21 protein-coding genes are annotated in these 19431 nt (G+C 73.6%); 7 read left to right on the top strand and 14 right to left on the bottom strand.

Features of this window, described 5'->3' with window-relative positions; genetic code table 11:
* Positions 1-80: 80 nt before the first annotated feature.
* The 3 genes from FHX44_RS29390 to FHX44_RS29380 all read right to left on the bottom strand — a co-directional run bounded on the left by FHX44_RS29390 (position 81) and on the right by FHX44_RS29380 (position 3809).
* Entirely contained in the window at positions 81-1241 is a 1161-nt protein-coding gene (locus FHX44_RS29390) for a trypsin-like peptidase domain-containing protein (protein WP_147258757.1), read from the bottom strand.
* A gap of 309 nt (positions 1242-1550) precedes the next feature.
* Positions 1551-2009: a universal stress protein gene (locus FHX44_RS29385; protein WP_147258756.1), complete on the bottom strand. Its 459-nt coding sequence runs from the start codon at positions 2007-2009 to the stop codon at positions 1551-1553.
* A 6-nt stretch (positions 2010-2015) separates the two neighbouring features.
* Complete coding sequence (locus FHX44_RS29380; RefSeq protein WP_147258755.1) at positions 2016-3809, bottom strand: thiamine pyrophosphate-requiring protein; 1794 nt, start codon at positions 3807-3809, stop codon at positions 2016-2018.
* Positions 3810-3928: 119 nt separating this feature from the next.
* Between FHX44_RS29380 and FHX44_RS29375 the strand changes: the two genes are divergently transcribed.
* Complete coding sequence (locus FHX44_RS29375; RefSeq protein WP_147258754.1) at positions 3929-4978, top strand: NAD-dependent epimerase/dehydratase family protein; 1050 nt, start codon at positions 3929-3931, stop codon at positions 4976-4978.
* A gap of 19 nt (positions 4979-4997) precedes the next feature.
* Here the strand turns inward: FHX44_RS29375 and FHX44_RS29370 are convergent, their stop codons facing one another.
* From FHX44_RS29370 to FHX44_RS29350, 6 genes are all read right to left on the bottom strand, one after another.
* Positions 4998-5552 carry a GNAT family N-acetyltransferase gene (locus FHX44_RS29370; protein WP_147258753.1) on the bottom strand — a complete coding sequence of 185 codons (555 nt, stop codon included), beginning with the start codon at positions 5550-5552 and terminating at the stop codon, positions 4998-5000.
* Positions 5553-5561: 9 nt separating this feature from the next.
* Positions 5562-5693, bottom strand: coding sequence for a hypothetical protein (locus tag FHX44_RS43910; protein ID WP_281287920.1), 132 nt, complete (start codon positions 5691-5693; stop codon positions 5562-5564).
* 6 nt (positions 5694-5699) lie between these two features.
* On the bottom strand, positions 5700-8351 hold the full coding sequence (locus tag FHX44_RS29365; RefSeq protein ID WP_147258752.1) for an MFS transporter: 2652 nt from the start codon (positions 8349-8351) through the stop codon (positions 5700-5702).
* A 64-nt stretch (positions 8352-8415) separates the two neighbouring features.
* Positions 8416-8895 carry a MarR family winged helix-turn-helix transcriptional regulator gene (locus FHX44_RS29360; RefSeq protein WP_147258751.1) on the bottom strand — a complete coding sequence of 160 codons (480 nt, stop codon included), beginning with the start codon at positions 8893-8895 and terminating at the stop codon, positions 8416-8418.
* A 101-nt stretch (positions 8896-8996) separates the two neighbouring features.
* Positions 8997-9725, bottom strand: a complete 729-nt coding sequence (locus tag FHX44_RS29355; protein WP_147258750.1) for an SDR family oxidoreductase — start codon at positions 9723-9725, stop codon at positions 8997-8999.
* The gene (locus FHX44_RS29350; protein WP_147258749.1) at positions 9722-10249 is read right to left on the bottom strand and encodes a PadR family transcriptional regulator; all 528 of its coding nucleotides are present in this window, start codon (positions 10247-10249) and stop codon (positions 9722-9724) included. The genes FHX44_RS29355 and FHX44_RS29350 overlap by 4 nt, the downstream gene beginning before the upstream one ends.
* A 99-nt stretch (positions 10250-10348) precedes the next feature.
* On the opposite strand from FHX44_RS29350, the gene FHX44_RS29345 reads away from it, so the two are divergent.
* Complete coding sequence (locus FHX44_RS29345) at positions 10349-11218, top strand: SDR family NAD(P)-dependent oxidoreductase (protein ID WP_147258748.1); 870 nt, start codon at positions 10349-10351, stop codon at positions 11216-11218.
* Between the two features lie 7 nt (positions 11219-11225).
* On the opposite strand, the gene FHX44_RS42900 is transcribed toward FHX44_RS29345, so the two are convergent.
* Positions 11226-11774, bottom strand: coding sequence for a hypothetical protein (locus FHX44_RS42900; protein ID WP_212612700.1), 549 nt, complete (start codon positions 11772-11774; stop codon positions 11226-11228).
* A gap of 169 nt (positions 11775-11943) precedes the next feature.
* On the opposite strand from FHX44_RS42900, the gene FHX44_RS42895 reads away from it, so the two are divergent.
* Positions 11944-12693: a YqjF family protein gene (locus tag FHX44_RS42895; protein WP_212612699.1), complete on the top strand. Its 750-nt coding sequence runs from the start codon at positions 11944-11946 to the stop codon at positions 12691-12693.
* Positions 12694-12927: 234 nt separating this feature from the next.
* On the opposite strand, the gene FHX44_RS42365 is transcribed toward FHX44_RS42895, so the two are convergent.
* Positions 12928-13101 (bottom strand): hypothetical protein, encoded by a 174-nt coding sequence (locus FHX44_RS42365; RefSeq protein WP_170309087.1) that lies wholly within the window; start codon positions 13099-13101, stop codon positions 12928-12930.
* A 1-nt stretch (position 13102) separates the two neighbouring features.
* Here FHX44_RS42365 and FHX44_RS29335 point away from each other — a divergent pair, with 1 nt between their 5' ends.
* Both FHX44_RS29335 and FHX44_RS29330 read left to right on the top strand, forming a co-directional pair.
* Positions 13103-14389 (top strand): hypothetical protein, encoded by a 1287-nt coding sequence (locus FHX44_RS29335; RefSeq protein WP_147258746.1) that lies wholly within the window; start codon positions 13103-13105, stop codon positions 14387-14389.
* A gap of 69 nt (positions 14390-14458) precedes the next feature.
* Entirely contained in the window at positions 14459-14896 is a 438-nt protein-coding gene (locus FHX44_RS29330; RefSeq protein WP_147258745.1) for an SRPBCC family protein, read from the top strand.
* Here FHX44_RS29330 and FHX44_RS29325 read toward each other — a convergent pair.
* On the bottom strand, positions 14869-16464 hold the full coding sequence (locus FHX44_RS29325; protein WP_147258744.1) for a phytoene desaturase family protein: 1596 nt from the start codon (positions 16462-16464) through the stop codon (positions 14869-14871). The genes FHX44_RS29330 and FHX44_RS29325 overlap by 28 nt on opposite strands.
* 62 nt (positions 16465-16526) lie before the next feature.
* Here FHX44_RS29325 and FHX44_RS29320 point away from each other — a divergent pair, with 62 nt between their 5' ends.
* On the top strand, positions 16527-16943 hold the full coding sequence (locus FHX44_RS29320) for a nuclear transport factor 2 family protein (protein ID WP_246170655.1): 417 nt from the start codon (positions 16527-16529) through the stop codon (positions 16941-16943).
* Here FHX44_RS29320 and FHX44_RS29315 read toward each other — a convergent pair.
* Positions 16898-17314, bottom strand: a complete 417-nt coding sequence (locus FHX44_RS29315; RefSeq protein WP_147258743.1) for a type 2 periplasmic-binding domain-containing protein — start codon at positions 17312-17314, stop codon at positions 16898-16900. The two genes, FHX44_RS29320 and FHX44_RS29315, sit on opposite strands and share 46 nt — an antisense overlap.
* Positions 17315-17919: 605 nt before the next feature.
* On the bottom strand, positions 17920-18381 hold the full coding sequence (locus FHX44_RS29310; RefSeq protein ID WP_147258742.1) for a 2,4'-dihydroxyacetophenone dioxygenase family protein: 462 nt from the start codon (positions 18379-18381) through the stop codon (positions 17920-17922).
* 114 nt (positions 18382-18495) lie between these two features.
* On the opposite strand from FHX44_RS29310, the gene FHX44_RS29305 reads away from it, so the two are divergent.
* A complete protein-coding gene (locus FHX44_RS29305) occupies positions 18496-19431 on the top strand; it encodes a LysR family transcriptional regulator (RefSeq protein ID WP_147258741.1) in 936 nt (311 codons plus the stop codon).

The raw sequence follows: 19431 nt of genomic DNA, 5'->3' as shown, positions 1-19431 counted from the left end.
GATCGACGTGCGTGATCGTTCCGGATCGGGCTCGGCCCCCCCGCGGAGGGCGGAGCCGCGATCCCGGAACGGTCAGGTGCCTACTCGGGGTCCGCCTCCGAGCCCGGCGTCTTCGCCGCCGGCCGGGGACGTGCGAAGAGCCACATGAGGATCGCCCCGATGATCGCTCCGCCGACCAGCGCGATGACGACCGTCAGTGGCGCCGCCTGCCCTGCGCCGCCCGCCGTGTTCTCGATCGCGACCTCGCTCGGCTCGCCCGGCGGGGCCGCCCCTGGTTGGGCAGCGCCGTGGCCGAGGAAGTCCCGCAGCATCCCGGTGTCGGTGATGACGTTGAAGTTCTGCCCGATGAACGGCACGGTCATCTGGCTGTTGATGCCCAGGACCTCGCCGCGCGAGTTGATGGTGGGCCCGCCGGAGATGCCCTCGGCGAGGTCGGCGTTGATCTGGTAGACGGCCACCCCTTGGCGGAACTGCCGGGCGGTGATCGTGCCGCTGGTGTTCACCGGCTGGAGCCGGGAGTCCTGCAGCACCTCGGCGGGCGTCTTGCCGCCGCTGACGAGGCCCTCGACGTCCACGCCGTCGGTCGCGTCGATGTTGAGCCCGGGGAAGCCGATCGACGTCACGGTCTCCCCGAGCTGCGGCGCGTCCGGCGCGATCGGCAACGGCTTGGCCGGCGGCAGGCCGTACATCTCGAGCTTGGCCGTGTCGCCCTCGTCGGCCGGGCGGAAGCTGTCGACGCGGACGATCACAGGCGCCGTGATCACGGCACCTTGCATCTCACGCGGCTGGAAGGCCCATACCGTGCGCTTCGGCTCCGGGCGTGCCGCCTGGGTGGGCGCGGGCGCACCGGTGGTCGGGTCGATCGCCGGTCCGACGCGGCTGTCGAGGGCCAGGCGGCCCTCCTTCGGGTCGACGCAGTGGCCTGCCGTCACGATCGTCGTCGGGCTGTCGAACCAGCCGGTGCAGATCGTCATGACCGGCAGCTCGTCCTCGCCCCCCGTGGGCGACGGTGCCGGCATCAGCGCGAACGGGTCCTGCGGTTCCTCCCAGATCACGACCAGGCCCACGATCGACTGTTGGATCGACTCCAGCAGGGCCGGGTCGATGAGGCCGTTCAGCGCAGGCGGCTCGGGCGCGGGCGGCTCGTCGGCTCGCGCCGAGGTGGCGCCGGTGAGCAGCGCCGACACCACGATGGCGGCCAACGCCACCAGTGCCCCGGTCGACTTCCGAACGGATCTCACGCTTCAGTTCCCCCCATGGGCTCGTGCTCGGTGGAACGAGCGCCACCCGGCATCCGATCGGCAGCGTCCGCCCCCCGGCGAACTCCCGTCCACGCCCGGCACCGGGAGCCGCTCGCCCTGCCGTCTGTGTCCTCGTTGATGCCCCAGAGTGTGCCCGTCGACAGGCCGCCGCGCACGGGTTCGGCAAGATTCGTGACCGGCCTGCGGCTCGACGCTCGGACCCACTTCACAGACCTCATGCGCACTTCACACAGGGCGGGCCTCATGTGAAGTCTGCGTCCGATATGTGAAGTTCCAGAGCGGTGGGCATCAGCCCTCCTCGGGGCCCGGGACGAGCACCAGCGGGCAGGTGGCGTGGTGGGCGCAGCGCTGCGCGACCGATCCGGTCAGAGCACCGGCGAGGCCGCCGCGGCCGTGGTTGCCCAGCACCAGCAGATCGGCGTCGTCGGCGGCCTCCAGCAGCACGGTGGCGGCGTCGCCGTGCCGCACCTGCCGGTCGACGGCCTGCGCCCCTTCAGCCGGCACCGCGCCGATCGCCTCGGTCAGCCACGCCTCGGCCGCGGCGGTGAGCTGCGCGTCGTCGAGCACGGGCTGGGCCACGTAGCCTCCGGCGACTTCCGCTCCGCCCGCCACCGGGAACGGCGGCTCGCTCACCGCGATCGCGAGCACGGATGCCCCGGTCGCCCGGGCCTGGCCCACGGCCCAGCGCAGCGCCGCGACGCCCGCAGCCGTGCCGTCGATCCCGACGACGAGCTGCTTCGCCGTCATCTCGCCTCACCTCCTGCGGCCGGGAACGGCCTCCTGCAGCTTGGTCTTGATCCCCTCGACGACGAGGTGGAAGGCCTCCGGGTCGCCCCTCAGCACGGCCTGGGCCGCCGACTTCGCCTGCTCGAACGTCGCGTGCGGCGGGATCGGCGGGACCTCGGGGTCGCAGTACACGTCGAGGACCGCGGGCCGGTCGGCGGCGAGCACCCGGTCCCAGGCGGGCCCCAGCTCGTCCGGGGAGGTGACGGTGATCGCCTCCAGGCCGAGGCCGCGGGCGAAGTCGGCGTAGGACACGTCCGGGAGCACCTGCGACTCCTCGAACTTCGGCGCCCCGCCCATCGCCCGCAGCTCCCAGGTGACCTGGTTGAGGTCGTTGTTGTGCAGCACGCAGACGACGCACCGGTGGTCGGACCAGCGCTCGGCGTAGCGGGCGATGGTGAGCAGCTCCGCCATCCCGTTCATCTGCATCGCGCCGTCGCCGGTGATCGCGATGACCGGCCGGTCGGGGTGGGCGAACTTCGCCCCGATCGCGTACGGCACGGCGGCGCCCATCGTGGCGAGCGTGCCCGAGAGCGAACCGCGGATGTCGCCGCGGATGCGCAGGTGACGGGCGTACCAGTTGGCGGCCGACCCCGAGTCGGACGTGACGATCGCGTCGGGCGGGATGCGCTCGGACAGCTCCCACACGATCCGCATCGGGTTCACCGGGTCGGCGTCCACCATCGCCTCGCGCCGCATGGTGTCCCACCAGCCCGCGACGTTCTCCTCGACCTTCTCCCGCCACGCCCGGTCGGTGGGCCCGGACAGCAGCGGCAGCAGCGCCAGCAGTGTCGCCCGCGCGTCGCCGACGAGGTTCACCTCGGTCGGGTACCGCATCCCGATCATGGTGCCGTCGATGTCGATCTGCACGGCCCTCGCCTGCCCGAACTCGGGCATGAACTGGCTGTACGGGAAGCTGGAGCCGACGATGAGCAGCGTGTCGCAGTCGCGCATCAGCTCGTAGCTGGGGCGCGTGCCGAGCAGCCCGATCGAGCCGGTGACGAAGGGCAGCTCGTCCGACAGCACGTCCTTGCCCAGGAGCGCCTTGGCCGCACCGGCACCGAGCACGTCCGCGACCTGCTCGACCTCCGCGGCGGCGCCGCGCGCGCCCTGCCCCACCAGGATCGCGACCTTCTGCCCGGCGTTCAGCACCTCGGCCGCGCGGGCGATCTCCGCCTCCGCGGGCACCAGCGTCGGCGCCACCAGGCCCGGCTCGCTGGACGGCACCTGCTTGAACGCGTGCTGAGGCGGCCGGTACGGCTCCGTCTGCAGGTCGCTCGGGATGATGATCGCCGTCGGGGCGCGCCGCGTCAGGGCGGTGCGGAAGGCCCGGTCGACGGCGTTCGGCAGCTGCTCCGGGACGTTGACCTCCACGAGGTACTCGCTCGCCACGTCCTTGAACAGCGCCTGCAGGTCCACCTCCTGCTGGTAGGACCCGCCCATCGCGCTGCGCTCGGTCTGCCCGACGATCGCGACCACCGGCACGTGGTCGAGCTTCGCGTCGTACAGGCCGTTGAGCAGGTGGATCGCCCCCGGGCCGGACGTGGCCATGCAGACGCCCACCTTCCCGGAGAACTTCGCATAACCCACGGCCTGCAGCGCCGACATCTCCTCGTGCCGCGACTGGATGAACCGCGGCCGGTCCTCCGCCGCCCCGAAGGCGGTCACCAGACCGTTGATCCCGTCCCCCGGGTAGGCGAAGACCTGCTCGACACCCCATTCCCGCAACCTGCGCAGGACGTAGTCACCCACTGAGTCGGCCACGTGCACTCGCCTCCACTGCTGTCGCCCACGTGTCTTCCCCACGGCTACCCGCGATCAGCCGCCCGACACCGGCGGCGGAACCACCCGTTTGCGGCGGCCGCCCCGGGTCACCCTCGGGCATGCGCGTCGTCGTCGTGGGTGCCACCGGAAATGTCGGAACCAGCCTCGTCCGGGCGCTCGCCGCGGAACCCGAGGTCACCTCGGTGCTCGGGCTGGCTCGGCGCCTGCCGGGATGGCACCCGGAGGGCGTCGAGTGGGCGGGCGCGGACATCACCTCCGACGACATGGCCGCCCACCTCCGGGGCGCGGACGCCGTGGTGCACCTGGCCTGGCTGATCCAGCCCACGCACGACCCGGTGCTCACGTGGCGGGTCAACGTGCTCGGCGGGATCCGGGTGTTCCGCGCCGCGGTGGAGGCGGGGGTGCGCACGCTCGTGTACGCCTCGTCGGTGGGGGCCTACTCCCCCGGCCCGAAGGACGCCGACGTCGACGAGAGCTGGCCGACCCACGGGTGGCCCACCGCCGCCTACACGCGGGAGAAGGCCTACATGGAGCGGGTGCTCGACCACCTCGAGGTCGAGCAGCCACAGCTGCGGGTCGTGCGGATGCGGCCGGGATTCATCTTCAAGCGGGAGGCGAGCACGGAGCAGCGCAGGCTGTTCATCGGACCGCTGCTGCCGAACCGGCTCGTCCGGTCGAGCACGATCCCGGTCGTGCCGGACCTGCCCGGACTGCGCTTCCAGGTGGTGCACTCACTCGACGCGGCCGAGGCGTTCCGCCAGGCCGTGGTGCGCGACGTCCGCGGCGCGTTCAACCTGGCCGCCGACCCGGTGATCGACGCGCGCGAGCTCGCCCGCCTCCTCGGCGCACGCACCGTGCGGCTGCCGCTCCCGATGGTGCGCAGCGCGCTGGCCACGACCTGGCAGCTGCGGTTGCACCCGGCCGCGCCGCACCTGTTCGACGCGGTGCTCCGGCTCCCGGTCATGAGCACGGCACGGGCGCGCGACGAACTCGGCTGGCAGCCGCGGCACAGCGCCACCGACACGTTCGCCGAGTTCCTCGCCGGCCTCCGCGACGGGGCGGGGTTCGACACGCCGCCGCTCGCGCCGGCCACCAGCGGGCCGATGCGGGCGCGTGAGGTGGCCACCGGCACCGGCAACCGCCCGTAGCTCGTCGAGCCGCGGCCGGCTACGCCGCCGACACCGGCGACGTCGCCACCCAGAACCTGAGCTTCACGCCCCGCTGGTCCTCGAACTCCCCGCCACACGCCTCGATCACCTTCCGGGACCCGACGTTGTCGACGTCGCAGGTGACGAGCGCCCGGTCGATGCCGAGACCGGCGGCGATCGGCAGCGCGGCGCGCAGCATGGCGGTGGCGTGGCCGCGTCGGCGGGCGCTCGGGCGCACGTCGTAGCCGATGTGCCCGCCGACCTCCCGCAGCTTCGGGGTCAGCCGGTGCCTGATGGCGAGCCGGCCGAGGTACTCCGCGCCCTCGACCCACCACAGCGTGGTGGCCGGCACGAAGCCGGCCGGCCGTGGGGTGTCCTCCTCCGCCTCGGCACGCAGGTCCCTCACGTACCGGGCGAAGCCCTCCGGGGAGTGCCAGGTCGAGCCGTACACGCGGATCTCCGCGCCGACCATGGTCTGGTCGTCCGCCGCACCCCTGCCCTCGGCCTGGAACTCCGCCATCGCCGCGACGTACGACTCGCGTACGCGGTCCACGGGACGGATCAACTCGGGCATGCGCCACTACTACCCGGCGGCGAGCGAGATCGCGATCTCCTCCAGGAGGTCGTAGCGCAGGCCGAGCGCCGCGACGAAGTCGCCGATGGGCCGCTGCCCCGCGGCGGGCAGGTCCAGGATCTGCCCGCCGCCTGCGACCACCGCCGGTCATCGCAGGCGTTGTGACACCGATTCGCTCGCAAGCTCGCTCATGGACACCGATTCGCTCGCACGCTCGGCCATGCGGTTCACCCGATCGGCCTCGGCGGACGGCGGGACGAGCTCGACGACCGCGGTGGCCACCGTCCCGGCCTCGACGTGCACGACCTGCGCCACCGGCTCGTAGCCGCGGGCGGCGAGCGTGTACGTGCCGGCGGGCAGGTCGGCGAACTCGAACGTGCCGTCCGGCCCGGTGACCGCGGACGCGACCACCCTGCCCTCGGCATCCACGAGCGCGGCGAGGGCGTGGCCGACCAGCGCGCCGGTCGCGATGACGGTGCCGCGCAGGACGGCACGGCCGGGCAGCTCGAGATCGCGCTCGGTGTACCGGCCCCGAGTCAGCCGTACGGTCGCCGCCAGCGGCGGATGCCCGGGTGCGGTGGCGGCCAGCGTGTACTGCCCCTCCGGCACGCCGGGGATGCGGTACCGGCCGCCGCCGTCGCTGCGGGTGGCACCGGCCACGGCGCCCTGCACGTCGATCAGCGTGACGGACGCGCCGGGAACGGGAGCAGCGTCGTCGCCGCTCGTGACGCGGCCGTGCACCCCGCTGCCGGCGGAGAGCACGATGTCGTGCCGGACCGGCCGGTCGGCCACCGGCACCAGCGCTGCGTGCGGATCCAGCGCGCCGGATGCGGCGACGACGAGGTAGGTGCCGCCGGTCGGCAACGTGACGCGGTAGGCCCCGTCGCGGCCGGTGGTCGTGCTGCCCTCCTGCCGCCCGCACTGGTCGGTGACGGTCACGACGGCCTCGCTCAGTGCCGCACCGTCGCCGCGGGAGACCGTGCCGTGGACGCCGGGACCGGCAGGAGCGGGGCGCGGCCGCGGGGACGGGCGGTCCGCGGCGTGGGCGGCGGCATGCCTGCCGTCCGCGTCCCCGCCGTGCCGGCCGTTGCTCGCGGCAGCCCGTTCCCACCCGTTCACGCTGCCGTTGGCACTGCCGTTCACGCTGCCGTTCGCGTGGGCGCCGCTGCCGTTCAGGGACGTCTGCCCCGGATTCTGGCCGGTGGGGGTCTGGGCCTCCGCACGCTCGCGCTCCATGCCGGTCTCGGTGCGCAGGGGCACCTCGCGGATGGCCAGTACGGCGAGCAATGTGACGACGGCGAGGGCGCCGCCGATCATGAAGGTCAGCGCGGTGGCGTCGCCGTAGGCGGCGCGGACGATCCCCGCGATGGTGTCGGGCAGCTCGTTCAGGCTGCCGATGCCGGCACCGCCTGCGGGCGCGGCCACCCCGGCGGCGGCGAGCCCCTCGGTGGTCAGCTCGCCGACGCGGGTGGCGAGCACGGCCCCCAGGACCGACACCCCGATGGTGCCGCCCATGGAGCGGAAGAACGTGACGGTGGAGCTGGCGGCCCCGAGGTCCGTGGCGGCCACCGAGTTCTGCACGGCCAGCACGAGGTTCTGCATCGACATGCCCATGCCGAGGCCGAGGACGAACAGGAAGGTCCCGAGCAGCACCAGGTCCGTGCTGTGGTCGATCGTCGACAGCAGCCCGAACCCGGCGAGCAGGAAGATCCCGCCGAGGACGAGGTAGATCTTCCACCTGCCGTAGCGCGTGATGAGCGACCCGGATCCGGTCGCGGCGATCATCGACCCGAGGATCATCGGCAGCGTGAGCAGGCCGGCGGCGGTCGGCGAGAAGCCGCGCGCGATCTGGAAGTACTGGCCCAGGAAGACGGCACCGCCGAACATGGCCACGCCGACGGAGATGCTCGCGAGGATCGCGAGTGTGGTGGTGCGGTCCCGGAAGAGGCGCAGCGGGATGATCGGCTCCTTGGCCCGCGCCTCCACCACCAGGAACAGCACGATCAGCACGGCGCCGAGGCCCGCGAGGGCGTACGAGGTGGTGGAGTCCCACGCGAACTGGTTACCGGCCAGAGTCACCCAGATCAGCAGTGCCGAGACGCCGGACGCGACGAGCGCGGCGCCGAGGTAGTCGATGCTGACCTTGCGCTTGACGACCGGCAGGTTGAGCGTGCGCTGCACGACCACCAGCGCGACCGCGGCGAGCGGCGCGCCCACCCAGAAGCACCAGCGCCAGCCGAGCCAGTCGGTGTCGACGATGAGGCCGCCGATCAGCGGGCCAGCGACCGGAGCCACCGACATGACGGTGGAGATGAGGCCGGTGTAGCGGCCCCGCTCCCGGGGGCTGATCATCGCAGCCATCACGATCATGATCAGCGCCTGCAGCCCGCCGAGACCGATGCCCTGGAGGACGCGCCAGCCGATCAGCGTGCCGACCGAGTGGGAGAACCCGGCGAGGATCGAACCGACGGTGAAGATCGTGATCGCCAGCTGCACCAGCAGCTTCTTGCTGAACAGGTCGGCGAGCTTGCCCCAGATCGGTGTGGTGGCCGTGGAGGCGAGCAGGGTGGCGGTGACCACCCAGGTGTACTGGCTCTGCGTGCCGTGCAGGTCGGTGATGATCGTCGGCAGGGCGTTCGACACGATCGTCGACGACAGGAACGCCGTGAACATCGCGAGCAGCATCCCGGAGAGCGCCTCCAGGGTCTGCCGCCGCGACATCCGTCCGCTGTCCTCGGCGGCCGGTCGGCGGGCGACGGCGGCCTGGGCGGGCAACGTCTCCTCCGCTGTGGTGGTCAATCCTTCTCCTCGGACCGATGCTCGGGTCTCTGCTCGGGCACGCGTGTGGTGGGGGTGGTGGTGATCAGGAGGCCGACCGGGCCACCCGAGCGGGTGGGCGGTGGTGGGCGGCCAGCGCGCAGTGCAGGTCGTCGACCAGCTGGCGCAGCCGCGCCACGAGGTGGGTGACCTCGGCGTCGTCCCAGCCCTGGAGGGCCTCGGCAACCCATCGGGCCCGCATGGCGAGGTACCCGTCGCGGGCGGCGAGCCCCGCGGGGGAGATGGCGAGCAGCTGCGCGCGGCCGTCGGCGGGATCGGGGCGGCGCGTCACGAAGCCGAGCTGTTCCAGCATGGCCACCTGGCGGCTGGCGACGGAGGGGTCGACCTCGAGGTGCGCGGCGACCTGGCCGAGGCGCTGCTCCCCCTCCCTCGCGAGCAGGCCGAGCACCGCGAACTTCCAGCCGGGCATGTCCTCCGACTCGGGACCGAGGCGCGCCGTGCGGTTCGCCCGCATGATCGAGCGCAGGAGCTCCAGCAGCTCGTCGGCGGTGGCCGTGGTGATCACGAAGGCCTCCCAAGTTGGTTGCTACCAACAACTATACGCAGTTAGTTGGCCTCTACAACTGATTTTGGTGTGTCCTGGGCCACCGACCCGTGGCGGGTCGGTCAGATCCCGCCGCCGGCCTGCAGCACCGCGCCCGTGACGTAGGAGGCCTCGGCCGAGAGCAGCCACAAGACCGCGGCGGCGATCTCCTCCGGCTCCCCGGCCCGCCCCATCGGCACACGAGCGGCCACCCGTTCCGGACGCGCGGGGTCCCCCGCCGCCGCGTGGATGTCGGTGTGGATCGTGCCGGGGGCGACGCAGTTGACCCGGATCCCCTGCGCCGCGACCTCCTTGGCCAGCCCGCGCGTGAACGTCTCGACGGCCGCCTTGCTGGCGGCGTAGTGCACGTACTCGCCGGGCGAGCCCAGCGTGGCCGCCCTCGAGGACACGTTGACGATCCGGCCAGGCGTGCCGCGGTCCGCCCAGCGGCGCAGCGCCTCCTGTGCGCACAGCATCGTGCCGAGGACGTTGACGTCGAGCACCCGCCGCAGCGTCGCGACCGGCGCGTCCGTGAACGCGCCCAACCGCCCGGTCACGCCCGCGTTGTTCACGAGGGCCGTGACCGGGCCGAACGCGGCCTCCGTCGCGTCGAAGAGCGCCGTGACGGAGGCGGGGTCTGCGACGTCCGCGCGGACGGCGACGACCCCGGGCAGCTCGGCACGCAACCGGTCGGCGGCCGCGTCGTCGCTCGCGTAGCCGGCACCGACCGCGTACCCGCGCGCGTGCGCCGCCCGCGTGACGGCGGCGCCGATCCCCCGGCTGCCGCCGGTGACCACCAGCACGTCCCTCATGTGGCAGGCGGCACGGTCCGCGCCCACTCCGCCCAGTCGGCGAGCGCCTCGTACAGGCGGATCCCGCCCTCGATCGCCACTCGCAGCGACATCGTCTGCGGGCTGTCGCCGAACTCGCCCCGATCCTTCGCATCGGCATAGCCGCGGTAGCGCTGCGCCGTCTCGCGGTAGTACTCCGCCTCGCGCGCGAGGTGCCGCTGCAGGTCCTCGGGGGGCGCCAGCCAGAAGAAGAACGACCGCAGGAGGGGCTCCAGGCGCACCGTGTGGTCGACATCGGCCGTGGCCAGCCAGTGCCGGATGTCGGCGAGTCCCGCCTCGGTGACGCGGTAGACCTTGCGCCCCCGCGGCCCCTCCTCGGCGACCTCGATCATGCCCTCGTTCGCGAGCCGGGTGAGCTCGCCGTAGATCTGCGGGTGCTTGGCAGGCCAGATGGAGCCGAGCGCCTCCTCGAAGCGCCGGGCCAGGTCGTAGCCGCTCGCGGGCTCACCGGCGAGCAACCCGAGCACGCCGTACCGGAGCGACATGGCAGCGACCCTACGCGACGGTCGGACCTTGACAGGTGCAAGGCGAGCTGTAGCCTCTGACATGTTTAAATCTACATGTCGCGACAGAGGGGTGTAGGAATGGCGAGCAAGGCTGTCCTCATCACCGGAGCAGGCGCCGGCCTGGGACTGGCCACGGCGCAGGTGCTGGCGGAGAAGGGCTATCGGGTCCACGCGGGTGTCCGCGACCCGCAGCGGTACCCCCAGCTCGACGCCCCCGGCGTGCACCCGCTGCGGCTCGACGTCACCGACGAGGCGAGCGTCGCCGCGGCCGCCGACGAGGTGGCTGCCGCCGAGCCCGAGGGCCTGCACGCCGTGGTGAACAACGCCGGCGTGATCGTGCAGGGCCCGCAGGAGCTGCTGCCCTCCGAGGAGTGGCAGCGGCAGTTCGACGTCAACGTCTTCGGCCCGGCCCGCGTGACCCGCGTCTTCCTGCCGCTGCTGCGCCGGGCACGGGGCCGGATCGTCAACATCAGCGCCGCCAGCGCGCGCGTCGCGCTGCCGTTCCTCGGGCCGCTGTCGGCCAGCAAGGCGGCCCTGGAGTCACTGTCCGACGCGGCGCGGATCGAGCTCGCACCGTGGGGCATCCGGGTCGTCGTCGTGGAGCCGGGCGCCCTGGAGACCGAGATCTTCACCAAGTCGGCGACGGCGGTAGCGGCCGCGCTGGACGGCGCCGAACCCGGACGGCTCGCGCTCTACCGTGCCCAGCTCGACGCCGTCGACGCCGCCACGGCTCGGCAACGGCTCGGTTCGGTGACGAAGGCCGCGCAGGTGGTGGTGCAGGCCGTCGTCGCGCCGCGGCCGCGGCGGCGCTACTACGCCGGGGCGGACGCCCGCGGCCTCGGCCTGCTCGCGGGCCTCCCGGCCGGGCTGCGCGAGCGGGCGCTCACCGGGGCGTTCGGCCTGCCGAGCCGCCCGGGCGCGATCGAAGCGCCGGCCACGGGCGCCTGAGCCGGGCTCAAACCGAGTCCAGGAACCGTCGAGCGACCTCGCGGACGGCCTGCGCCCCGTCGTCGATCTCCGCGGTGTAGTACTCGCCGGTCGCGTGGGCGAGGAAGACCGCGCTCCCCGCCCGCGTCACGGCGATGCGCGCGCCGTCGCTCGCGTACTCCGGCGCGACGACCGTGGACGCGGCCAGGAAGCCGTCGTCACCGAGGTCCGGGACGTCCGCCGTCACCCAGGTCCACCGCGCGCCGCCGTCCAGCTGCCCGGTGCGGCAGGCGGCGAGCACCCGCCGGAAGCCTGCGAGCACCTCGGCGGCCGCCTCGGGCGTCGGGTACACCCCCAGCTGGCGGGCGTCGAACGCCTCGGGGCCCTCCCGGCTCACCGTGCGGAAGCGGACGCGCTGCCCGTCGGTCGGGTACGTGGTGGGCCGGCACGGGTCGAGCAACCAGGCCCTGCCGAGCGTCCGGTCGGTGGTCCAGTCGGTGAACTCGGCCACGGTGCTGCGCCTGCCCTCGTCGGGCAGCAGCACCGTGTCCGGCACGGCGGGCTCAGCGCTCGGCACGGCAGACACAGCGTTCGGACCGTTCGGTGGAGCCTGCGCCGCACACCCGGTGAGCGCCACCAACACGGCCAGTGCGGCCGCCGTTCCCGTCCTGCGCATACCGACCCCCGTTCCCCGTACCAGGAGGACGTCCGGCAGACCGCGGCGTTGCGCGCGAGACGATGTCACCTTGGCCGTACCGATCGAGCCAGTGCAGGCCGACCCGCCGTTCCTGCCCCGCCCGCACCTGCTCTCGCAACGCTGGCTCGATGTGGCGTTCCTGCACTGGGCGGTCGATCCCGACGCCGTGCGGCACCTGTTCCCCTCCGGGGTGGCCCCGGACGCGCTCGACGGGCAGACCTACGTCGGGCTGGTGCCGTTCCGCCTGGTCGGCACGGCCATCGCGGGCGGCCCGCCGGCGCCGTGGGTGGGCACCTTCCTGGAGACCAACGTCCGGCTGTACTCGGTGGACGCCACGGGCAGGCGCGGCGTCGTCTTCCTGACCATGGCCGCGGAGCGGGCGATCGCCGTCGCGGCGGGCCGGACGGTGTTCGGGCTGCCGTACCGGTGGGCCCGCATGGGGCTGCGGCACGACGGGGATCTGCGCACCTACGCCGCCCGCCTCGTCCGGCCGGGCCCTCCCGTCCGCAGCAGGGTGTCCGTCCGGCCGGTCGGCCCGGCGATCGACGGGCCGCTCGAGCGGTTCCTCACCGCGCGCTGGGGTCTGCACGTGGCCCACCTCGGGCGCACGTGGTACCTGCCGAACACGCACGTCACATGGCCCTTGCACCGGGCGGAGGTGCAGGAGCTGGACGACGGGCTGCTCGCCGCGGCCGGCCTCGGCGATCTCGCACGGCGCCCGCCGGACCACGTCGCGTTCAGCGCAGGGGTTGCAGCGACGTTCGGACGGCCGGTGCTCGCGTCGACCCCGCGCATCTGACCGCACCGGCGTCGGCCGCTTGCCCGAGCGGTGCTGGGCCGATCGGGCAGCACCGTCCGGGTGAGAGCTGTTACCCACGGTCACACTCTCGCGCGCAGTAGCTGAACCAGCGCGGACAGTGAGGAGCAGAATCGTGCTCCATTCGGATCTGCGATCCTGGTCGATCGGCGCAACCGGATCGGCGACCGGAGCTCTTCGCACGTCCAACGGTAGGTGGCGGCGTCTCGCGGCTGTTCAGGTGACGTGCGACGAGCGGGCGAACTGCGTCTGGCCGCCCGCGGCCGGGCCCGGGTAGGAAAACGACATCACACCGATCAGGACCTGCACGAACGCCACCCGGAAGACGTCACCTGTGGAACCGTCCGACTGCTCGCACGGCACTGGCCCCAGGCCGACCGGCACGGTCACCGTGGCTGAGCTGCTCGCCCGGTGCGCAGGGGCGAACCCGCCTCCGCCGCGCCCGACGGGACCGGACGGCGCGGTGTCGGTCGCGGCACTGCTGCGCCGCGAGGGCCGCGGTCCCCACGTCGCCGACCGGCCGCTGGTGCCGCGCGGGCACGCCCGCATCGCGCAGCCGCCACCCGAACCGCCCCGCCGGAGCGTTCGGAAGGTGGCGGTCGCCGCGGGCGCGCTGTTCGCGGCGACGGCCGTGCTCGGGCCGTCGGTGGTCGAGGACGCGGCGGACCGCTCGGCCGCCGGGCGGGGCGCGGGCATCCCCCTTCCGCCCGCGAGCCTGCCGCTGTCCGCGGACTACGGCTGGTCCGGCAACGCGATCGGCACGGGCGCCACCGCCGCCGACGACGACGTGGTGCTCGCCGCGATGCGGCAGATCTTCGCCGAGGACGTCCCGTCCGAGGTGGGCAGCCCGGCCTTCGACCGGCTCGGCACCGAACCCGCGGCCGGCAACCAGTACTTCGCCGTCAGGCGCCTCCAGACTCCGGACAGGGCATCGGCCGGGCCTACCGGCCCGGCGGTCACGCCCGAGTCCGGGACCGTCCCGCCCGGCGGAGCCGGCACCCCGCCGGGCGGGACGTGGTCGTACGCCACCCAGCCGAACAGCAGCAAGCCGGGTGGCGGGCCGCCCGGCGACGTACCGGCCCGCGCACGCTCCAACGGCGCCGGCAACGGGCCACCCGCTGACACGTCCGGCAACGGACCACCCCAGAAGACACCAGCGAGTGCGCGCTCCGCAGGCGGCCCCGGCAACGGGCCGCCCAGCGACACACCCGGCAAGCGTGCCGATCGACCGGACCGGCCGGTCAAGGCGGCGTCCGGGTCCGAGGGCTCCCCAGGACCGGGCCGCAAGAACACCGACGGCGCGGCGGCCGAGAACGCCTCGGGTGGGAAGAACGCCCGCAGCCGGGCCGCGACCGACGACAAGGCCGGAGACAACGGAGAGAAGGACCGGCCGAACCGCGAGCGGAGCGACGACGGCGGCTCCGGCGGCAAGGACCAGGGCAGCGAGAAGGAGAACGACAGCAGCGATCGCGGCGACAACGGCGGTGGCAGCGACAGCAAGGGCGGAGACAGCAAGGACAGCGGCAGCAAGGACAGCGGCAGCAAGGACAGCGGCAGCAAGGACAGCAGCGACAAGGGCGGTAACGACAAGGGCGGTAACGACAAGGGCAGCAGCGGCAAGGGCGGCAGCGAGAAGGGCAGCGGCAGGGGCAACAAGGGCAACGGTGGCGACGGCTGAACCGCCCCCGGGTGTGAGATCGGGAGACCTCCCGAAAGGGGTGACCGGGCGCGGATCTACCCTTCCGCCGTGGTCACCGTTCGCCGCGAGGTCGGCGCCGTCGCGGATGCCGTGTGGGCGGTCCTCTCCGACGGCCGGCTGTACCCGTCCTGGGTGGTCGGGGCCACGCGGATGCGCGAGGTCGACCCGGCGTGGCCGGGCGTGGGATCACAGCTGCACTACTCGGTCGGCACCTGGCCGCTCCTGCTGGACGACACCGTCACCGTCCTCGCGTGCGTGCCGAAACGGGAGCTCGTGCTGCGCGGCCGGGCGTGGCCCGTGGGCGAGACCGAGATCCGGCTGACCCTCGACGAGCGGGCGGACGGCTGCGAGGTCGTCCTGTCCGAGGAGGTGCGCGGGGGCCCCGGCCGGCTGCTGCCACCGCAGGCCAGGTCCGCCGTGATCGGCCCGCGCAACGCTGAGACGCTGCGCCGCCTCGCCTACCTCGCCGAGGGCGATTCCCGGTAGATCAGCTCCAGCGCCGCCGACGTGACGCGGCGGCGCAGGCCGCCGAGCAACCCCTGCTCGGCGAGCGCGGCACGCGCAGCGAGCCAGCCGCACACGCCGTGCACACCCCCGCCGGGGTGCGCCGACGCGCTGCCCAGGTACAGCCCTCCGACCACCGTCTCCGATCGACCGAGCCCCGGCACGGGTCGGAACACGAGCTGCTGGTGCAGCTGCATCGTGCCGCCGCCCACCGCGCCGTGCACGAGGTTCGGGTCTGCCGCCTGCAGGTCCCCTGGGCGCTGGACCGCCCGGTGCAGCACCCGCCCGCGGAAACCCGGGGCGAACTCCTCGACGGCCTCGTCGATCCGCTCGGCCAACCGGTCGGCGCTCTCGTCGTCGGCGACACCGCGCGGGAGGTGGGTGTAGGCCCACGCGCTCTCGGTGCCGGCCGGGGACCGCGTGGCGTCGGCGGTGGTCATCTGCCCGAGCAGCGCGAACGGCGTGGCCGGCACGGTGCCCGACTCGATCTCGCCCGCCCACCGCGCGAGGCCCCGCTCGTCGGCGCCCAGGTGCACCGTGCCGGCCCCGGCGACCCCCGGGTTGCGCCACGGGATCGGCTCGCGCAGCGCCCAGTTGACCTTGACGACCGGGGTGTCCCAGGTGAACTGCTCGAGATCGGCGCGCAGCCGGTCCGGCACCGCGCTCGCCGGCAGCAAGTCGCGGTAGAGCGCGGGCGCCGCGACGTCGGCGATGACGGCGCGGCGGACCCGCACGGTGCGGCCCGTCGCGCTGTGCACGGCGACGGCACGACCGCCGCGCACGTCGATCCGTTCGACCCGCTCCCCGGTCCGCAGCTCGGCGCCCGCCGCCGTGGCCCGCCGGGCGAGCGCGCCGGAGAGCTCCCCCGCCCCGCCCACCGGCACCGGGAAGCCGTACTGCTGGCCCAGCATCGCGAGCAGCCACCCGAACACGCCGCTCCCCGGCGCGTCCGGCGGGATGTCGGCGTGCCCGCCGTTCCCGGCGAGCAGCAGCCGGGCCCCCTCGCCCGCGAAGAGCTCCTCCCCCATCCTCCGGACCGGCAGCACGAGGAACCGAGCGAGCCGCAGCGCGTCCGCCGTGCCGACGCGGCGCAGCACCTGCAACGGCCCGCGCACCGGTGGGAACGCGGTGAAGATCGACCGGAGCACCGCGTCGCCGACCGCGTCCCACTGCGCGCAGAGCCGCAGCCACGCCTCGCCGTCGCGCGGGTCCATGGCGGCGGCGGTGCGCTCCCGGTCCCGGTACAGGACGGCCGCCGGGGCACCGTCCGGGCGAGCGGGATGGGCGAGGACCGCGGGGGCGTGCGTCCACTGCAGCCCACAGCCGCCGAGGTCGAGGGCCCGCAGCACCGGCGACGCCGCCGCGAGCGGGTAGAAGGCGCTGAACAGGTCGGCGGTGAACCCCGGGTGCAGCTCGGCCGAGCGGACGGCACCACCGACCCCGTCGGCGGCCTCCAGCACGCACACGTCCCAGCCGGCATCGGCCAGCACCGCGGCCGCGACGAGGCCGTGGTGCCCGCCGCCGATCACGACGGCGTCAGCGATCTCCACACCGCCACTATTACCCCTCAGGTCATCGACCGGGCGACGGCCCGCCGGCCAGGCTGGGTCCCGTGAACACCCGAGAGACGGTTGACGAGCTCATGCGCCGCGTCGCGGCGGGCGACCCGGAACGGATCGCGCAACTGTTCGCCGAGGACGTGGACTGGAAGCTGGACTGGCCCGATGGCGACTACGCGCAGACCGTGCCGTGGATCCGCCACCGCAGCACGAGGGCCGACGTCGCCGAGAACTTCAGGCTGATCGGCGAGCACCACGTACCCGGGGAGAGCGACGCGCGCGTGCACGCGGTGCTCGTCGACGGGGCGGACGCGGTGGTGCTGGGCGAGATCGCGCACACCGCGAAGCCCACCGGACGCAGCTACGTCGCCGCGTTCGCGCTCCACCTGACCGTTGTGGACGGGTGGATCACCCGCTACCACATCTACGAGGACAGCCTCGCCGTTGCGGAGGCGTTCGGCGCGGTGTGACGGTAGGCGACTGCCGCGGCCACCCGGACGAACGCGGCCACGGCCCGAGACGTGCCGGCGGCAGGCCACGCCACGTGCAGTGCCACGGTGGGCGCGTCGAGCACGGGTACCGCGGCCATGTCGCGCCCGAGGCGCGGGCGGACCGACTCGGGCAGCACCGCCACGACGCGGCCCGGTGCGACCAGCTGCACGAGCTGGGCACCGTCGCGCACCCGGAGCTCGTCGCCGGACCGGACGACCTGCTCCTCCGCGAGGTCGGCCAGCCGCAGCGCGGCCCTTGCGGCCAGCGGATGGCCCGTGGGCAGCACCGCGACCTGCCGCTCGACGAGCAGCTCATCGGAGACCGGGCCTGTGCCCTGGTAATAGGCCACGACGCACTCCGTCCCCGGTCGAACAGCTACCTCGGTGGCGCCGCGCATCGTGCGGGGCCGCCCCTCCGGGCAAGCGACGCGGGCACGCCAAGGGCCTGCCCGGTGGGCGCGCGGCGCCACCGAAGGCGGGCCCACGGGCATGATCACGGCGTTGGTGCCTCTACGGCGGAATCCGGCCGTGAACGCGCTGAAACACCGATCATGAGGTCCGTGCACCCTGATGATCGGCGATCTGGCGCACCCACGGCTGCCCGGCCCGCCGTGAGGGCACCGAATCGGCGACCTTCCCCTCGGTGAGGGACCAACCACTGCCGCGCGCCGGGGCCTGATCGGCGATCAAGGCGAAATGGTGGCTAGTTGATCTTCAACAGCGACCATCTGCCCTTGATCGCGGCCATCAGCCCTTGATCACGCCCGAGACCGCCTCCTGGCGGCGCCGCGCGCCCATCGGGCAGGCCCCCGGCCTGCCCGCACCGCATGCCCGAGGGGCCGCAGAGGCTCGCACCGGGACCGCGACGCACCCCTTCTCCTGCGAGGCCCACCGTCGACGGGGAGCGCGGAACCGAGCAGGGTGCGTGAGCCGAGACGGGTAGCGCGAGCCGTCCCTAGAAGACGATGTCCGCCGGCTCGATCCCGGCCTCTTTGCAGTAGTCGGTGTAGCGCTTCAGCTTCGTCTCCGCCGTTTCCACGTAGGCGAGGTTGCCGTCGGCGTCCATGTACTCGATCGGTCCGTGGATGGAGAACAGCGTGAGCATCGGCTCCGACTCGTCCTCGACGTCGGCCACCAGCGTGTGCACGTCACCGGGCGGCTCGTAGACGTACGCGCCGGGCGAGGCCTGCCAGTCGTGCTCGATGTAGTGCCACTTGCCCTGCAGCACCCAGCCCTCGACCTCGGCGAGGTGGCGGTGCCGGTTCACGACACCCTTCCTGGCCACCTTCAGCAGGTTGACCCAGCTGCCCTTCTCCAGGTTGATCCGGATCGGTTTGAACCAGACGTTGTTCGAACCCTGCGGCACCCAGGGCAGGTCGGCGGTCTGCACGAGGAAGTCCGGCGCGTGCTCGGTCATCGTCCGGTTGTACCCCGCGCTCGTCCGTCGCGTGAACCGCGCTTCTCGGATGCCAGCATCAGCGTCGCTGATGGGATGCGGGTTAGGGTCGGCGCGGGCTCGGGGAGGTGTCTGATGCGCCTGGAATGGCTGGTCTCGTTCCTCGCCGTCGTCGACACGGGCAGCTTCGTAGCCGCCGCGGAAGCCACCCACCGCTCCCAGCCGCGCATCAGCATGCACGTCGCATCCCTGGAACGCGGGGTGGGCATCCCGCTGTTCAACCGGCGCAAGCGGCCCGTCGAGCTCACGGAGGCGGGCAAGGCGCTGGCCGATCACGCCCGGTCCATCCTGCGCGAGGTCGAGGCCACCGAGGCCGCCATGACGGCGTGGCGCGGCGGCGCCCGCGGGGTCGTCACGCTCGGCTGCCACCCGAGCGCGAGCGCCGCGTTCGTGCCCCACGTGCTCCGCGAGGCCGCACGCAGCAGCCCGGACGTGCGCGTGGTGCTCGTCGAGCGCTCCACGCTCGAGCTCGACGAGGCGCTGACGGGCGGGGAGCTCGACCTGTGCATCCGCCCGGTGAAACCGCGGCCGTCCAGGGTGAGCATCCGCCGGCACCTGCTGTGGGCCGAGCCCCTCGTCGCGCTGCACCCGCCCGGGCACCCCCTCTCCGAGCTGCCCGACCCGCTGCCCGTGGCGGAGGTCGCCGCGCATCCCCTGCTGTCGATCGGCCGCCTGGACGCGCCCGAGACCGGGGAGTTCGAGTCCTACCAGCGCTTCCGGGAGTGCGGGTACGAGCTCGAGCCCGTGCAGGCCACCAACCAGCCGCAGACGCTCATGTCGCTGGTGCGCCACGGTCTCGGGGTCGGTGTCACCAACTCGCTCGCCGCCCAGGTCGCCGACACCACCGGCGTCTGCGTGCGCCGGCTCGAGGGCGGTGCCGGGCGCCGCGTCGCCGTCCACTGGGACTCCTCGCGGATGCTCACCGCCGCCGCACGCACCCTCCTGCAGCAGATCGTCCAGCAGCCCCGCCCCGACGGCACCGAGCCGGTGCCCGATCCGAGATCCGAATAA

The organism is Pseudonocardia hierapolitana (assembly GCF_007994075.1).
In the GTDB taxonomy this organism is placed as follows: Bacteria; Actinomycetota; Actinomycetes; order Mycobacteriales; family Pseudonocardiaceae; genus Pseudonocardia; species Pseudonocardia hierapolitana.
Note: the sequence above shows the minus strand (reverse complement) of the source record. Positions and strands in the feature narration are given on the sequence as shown.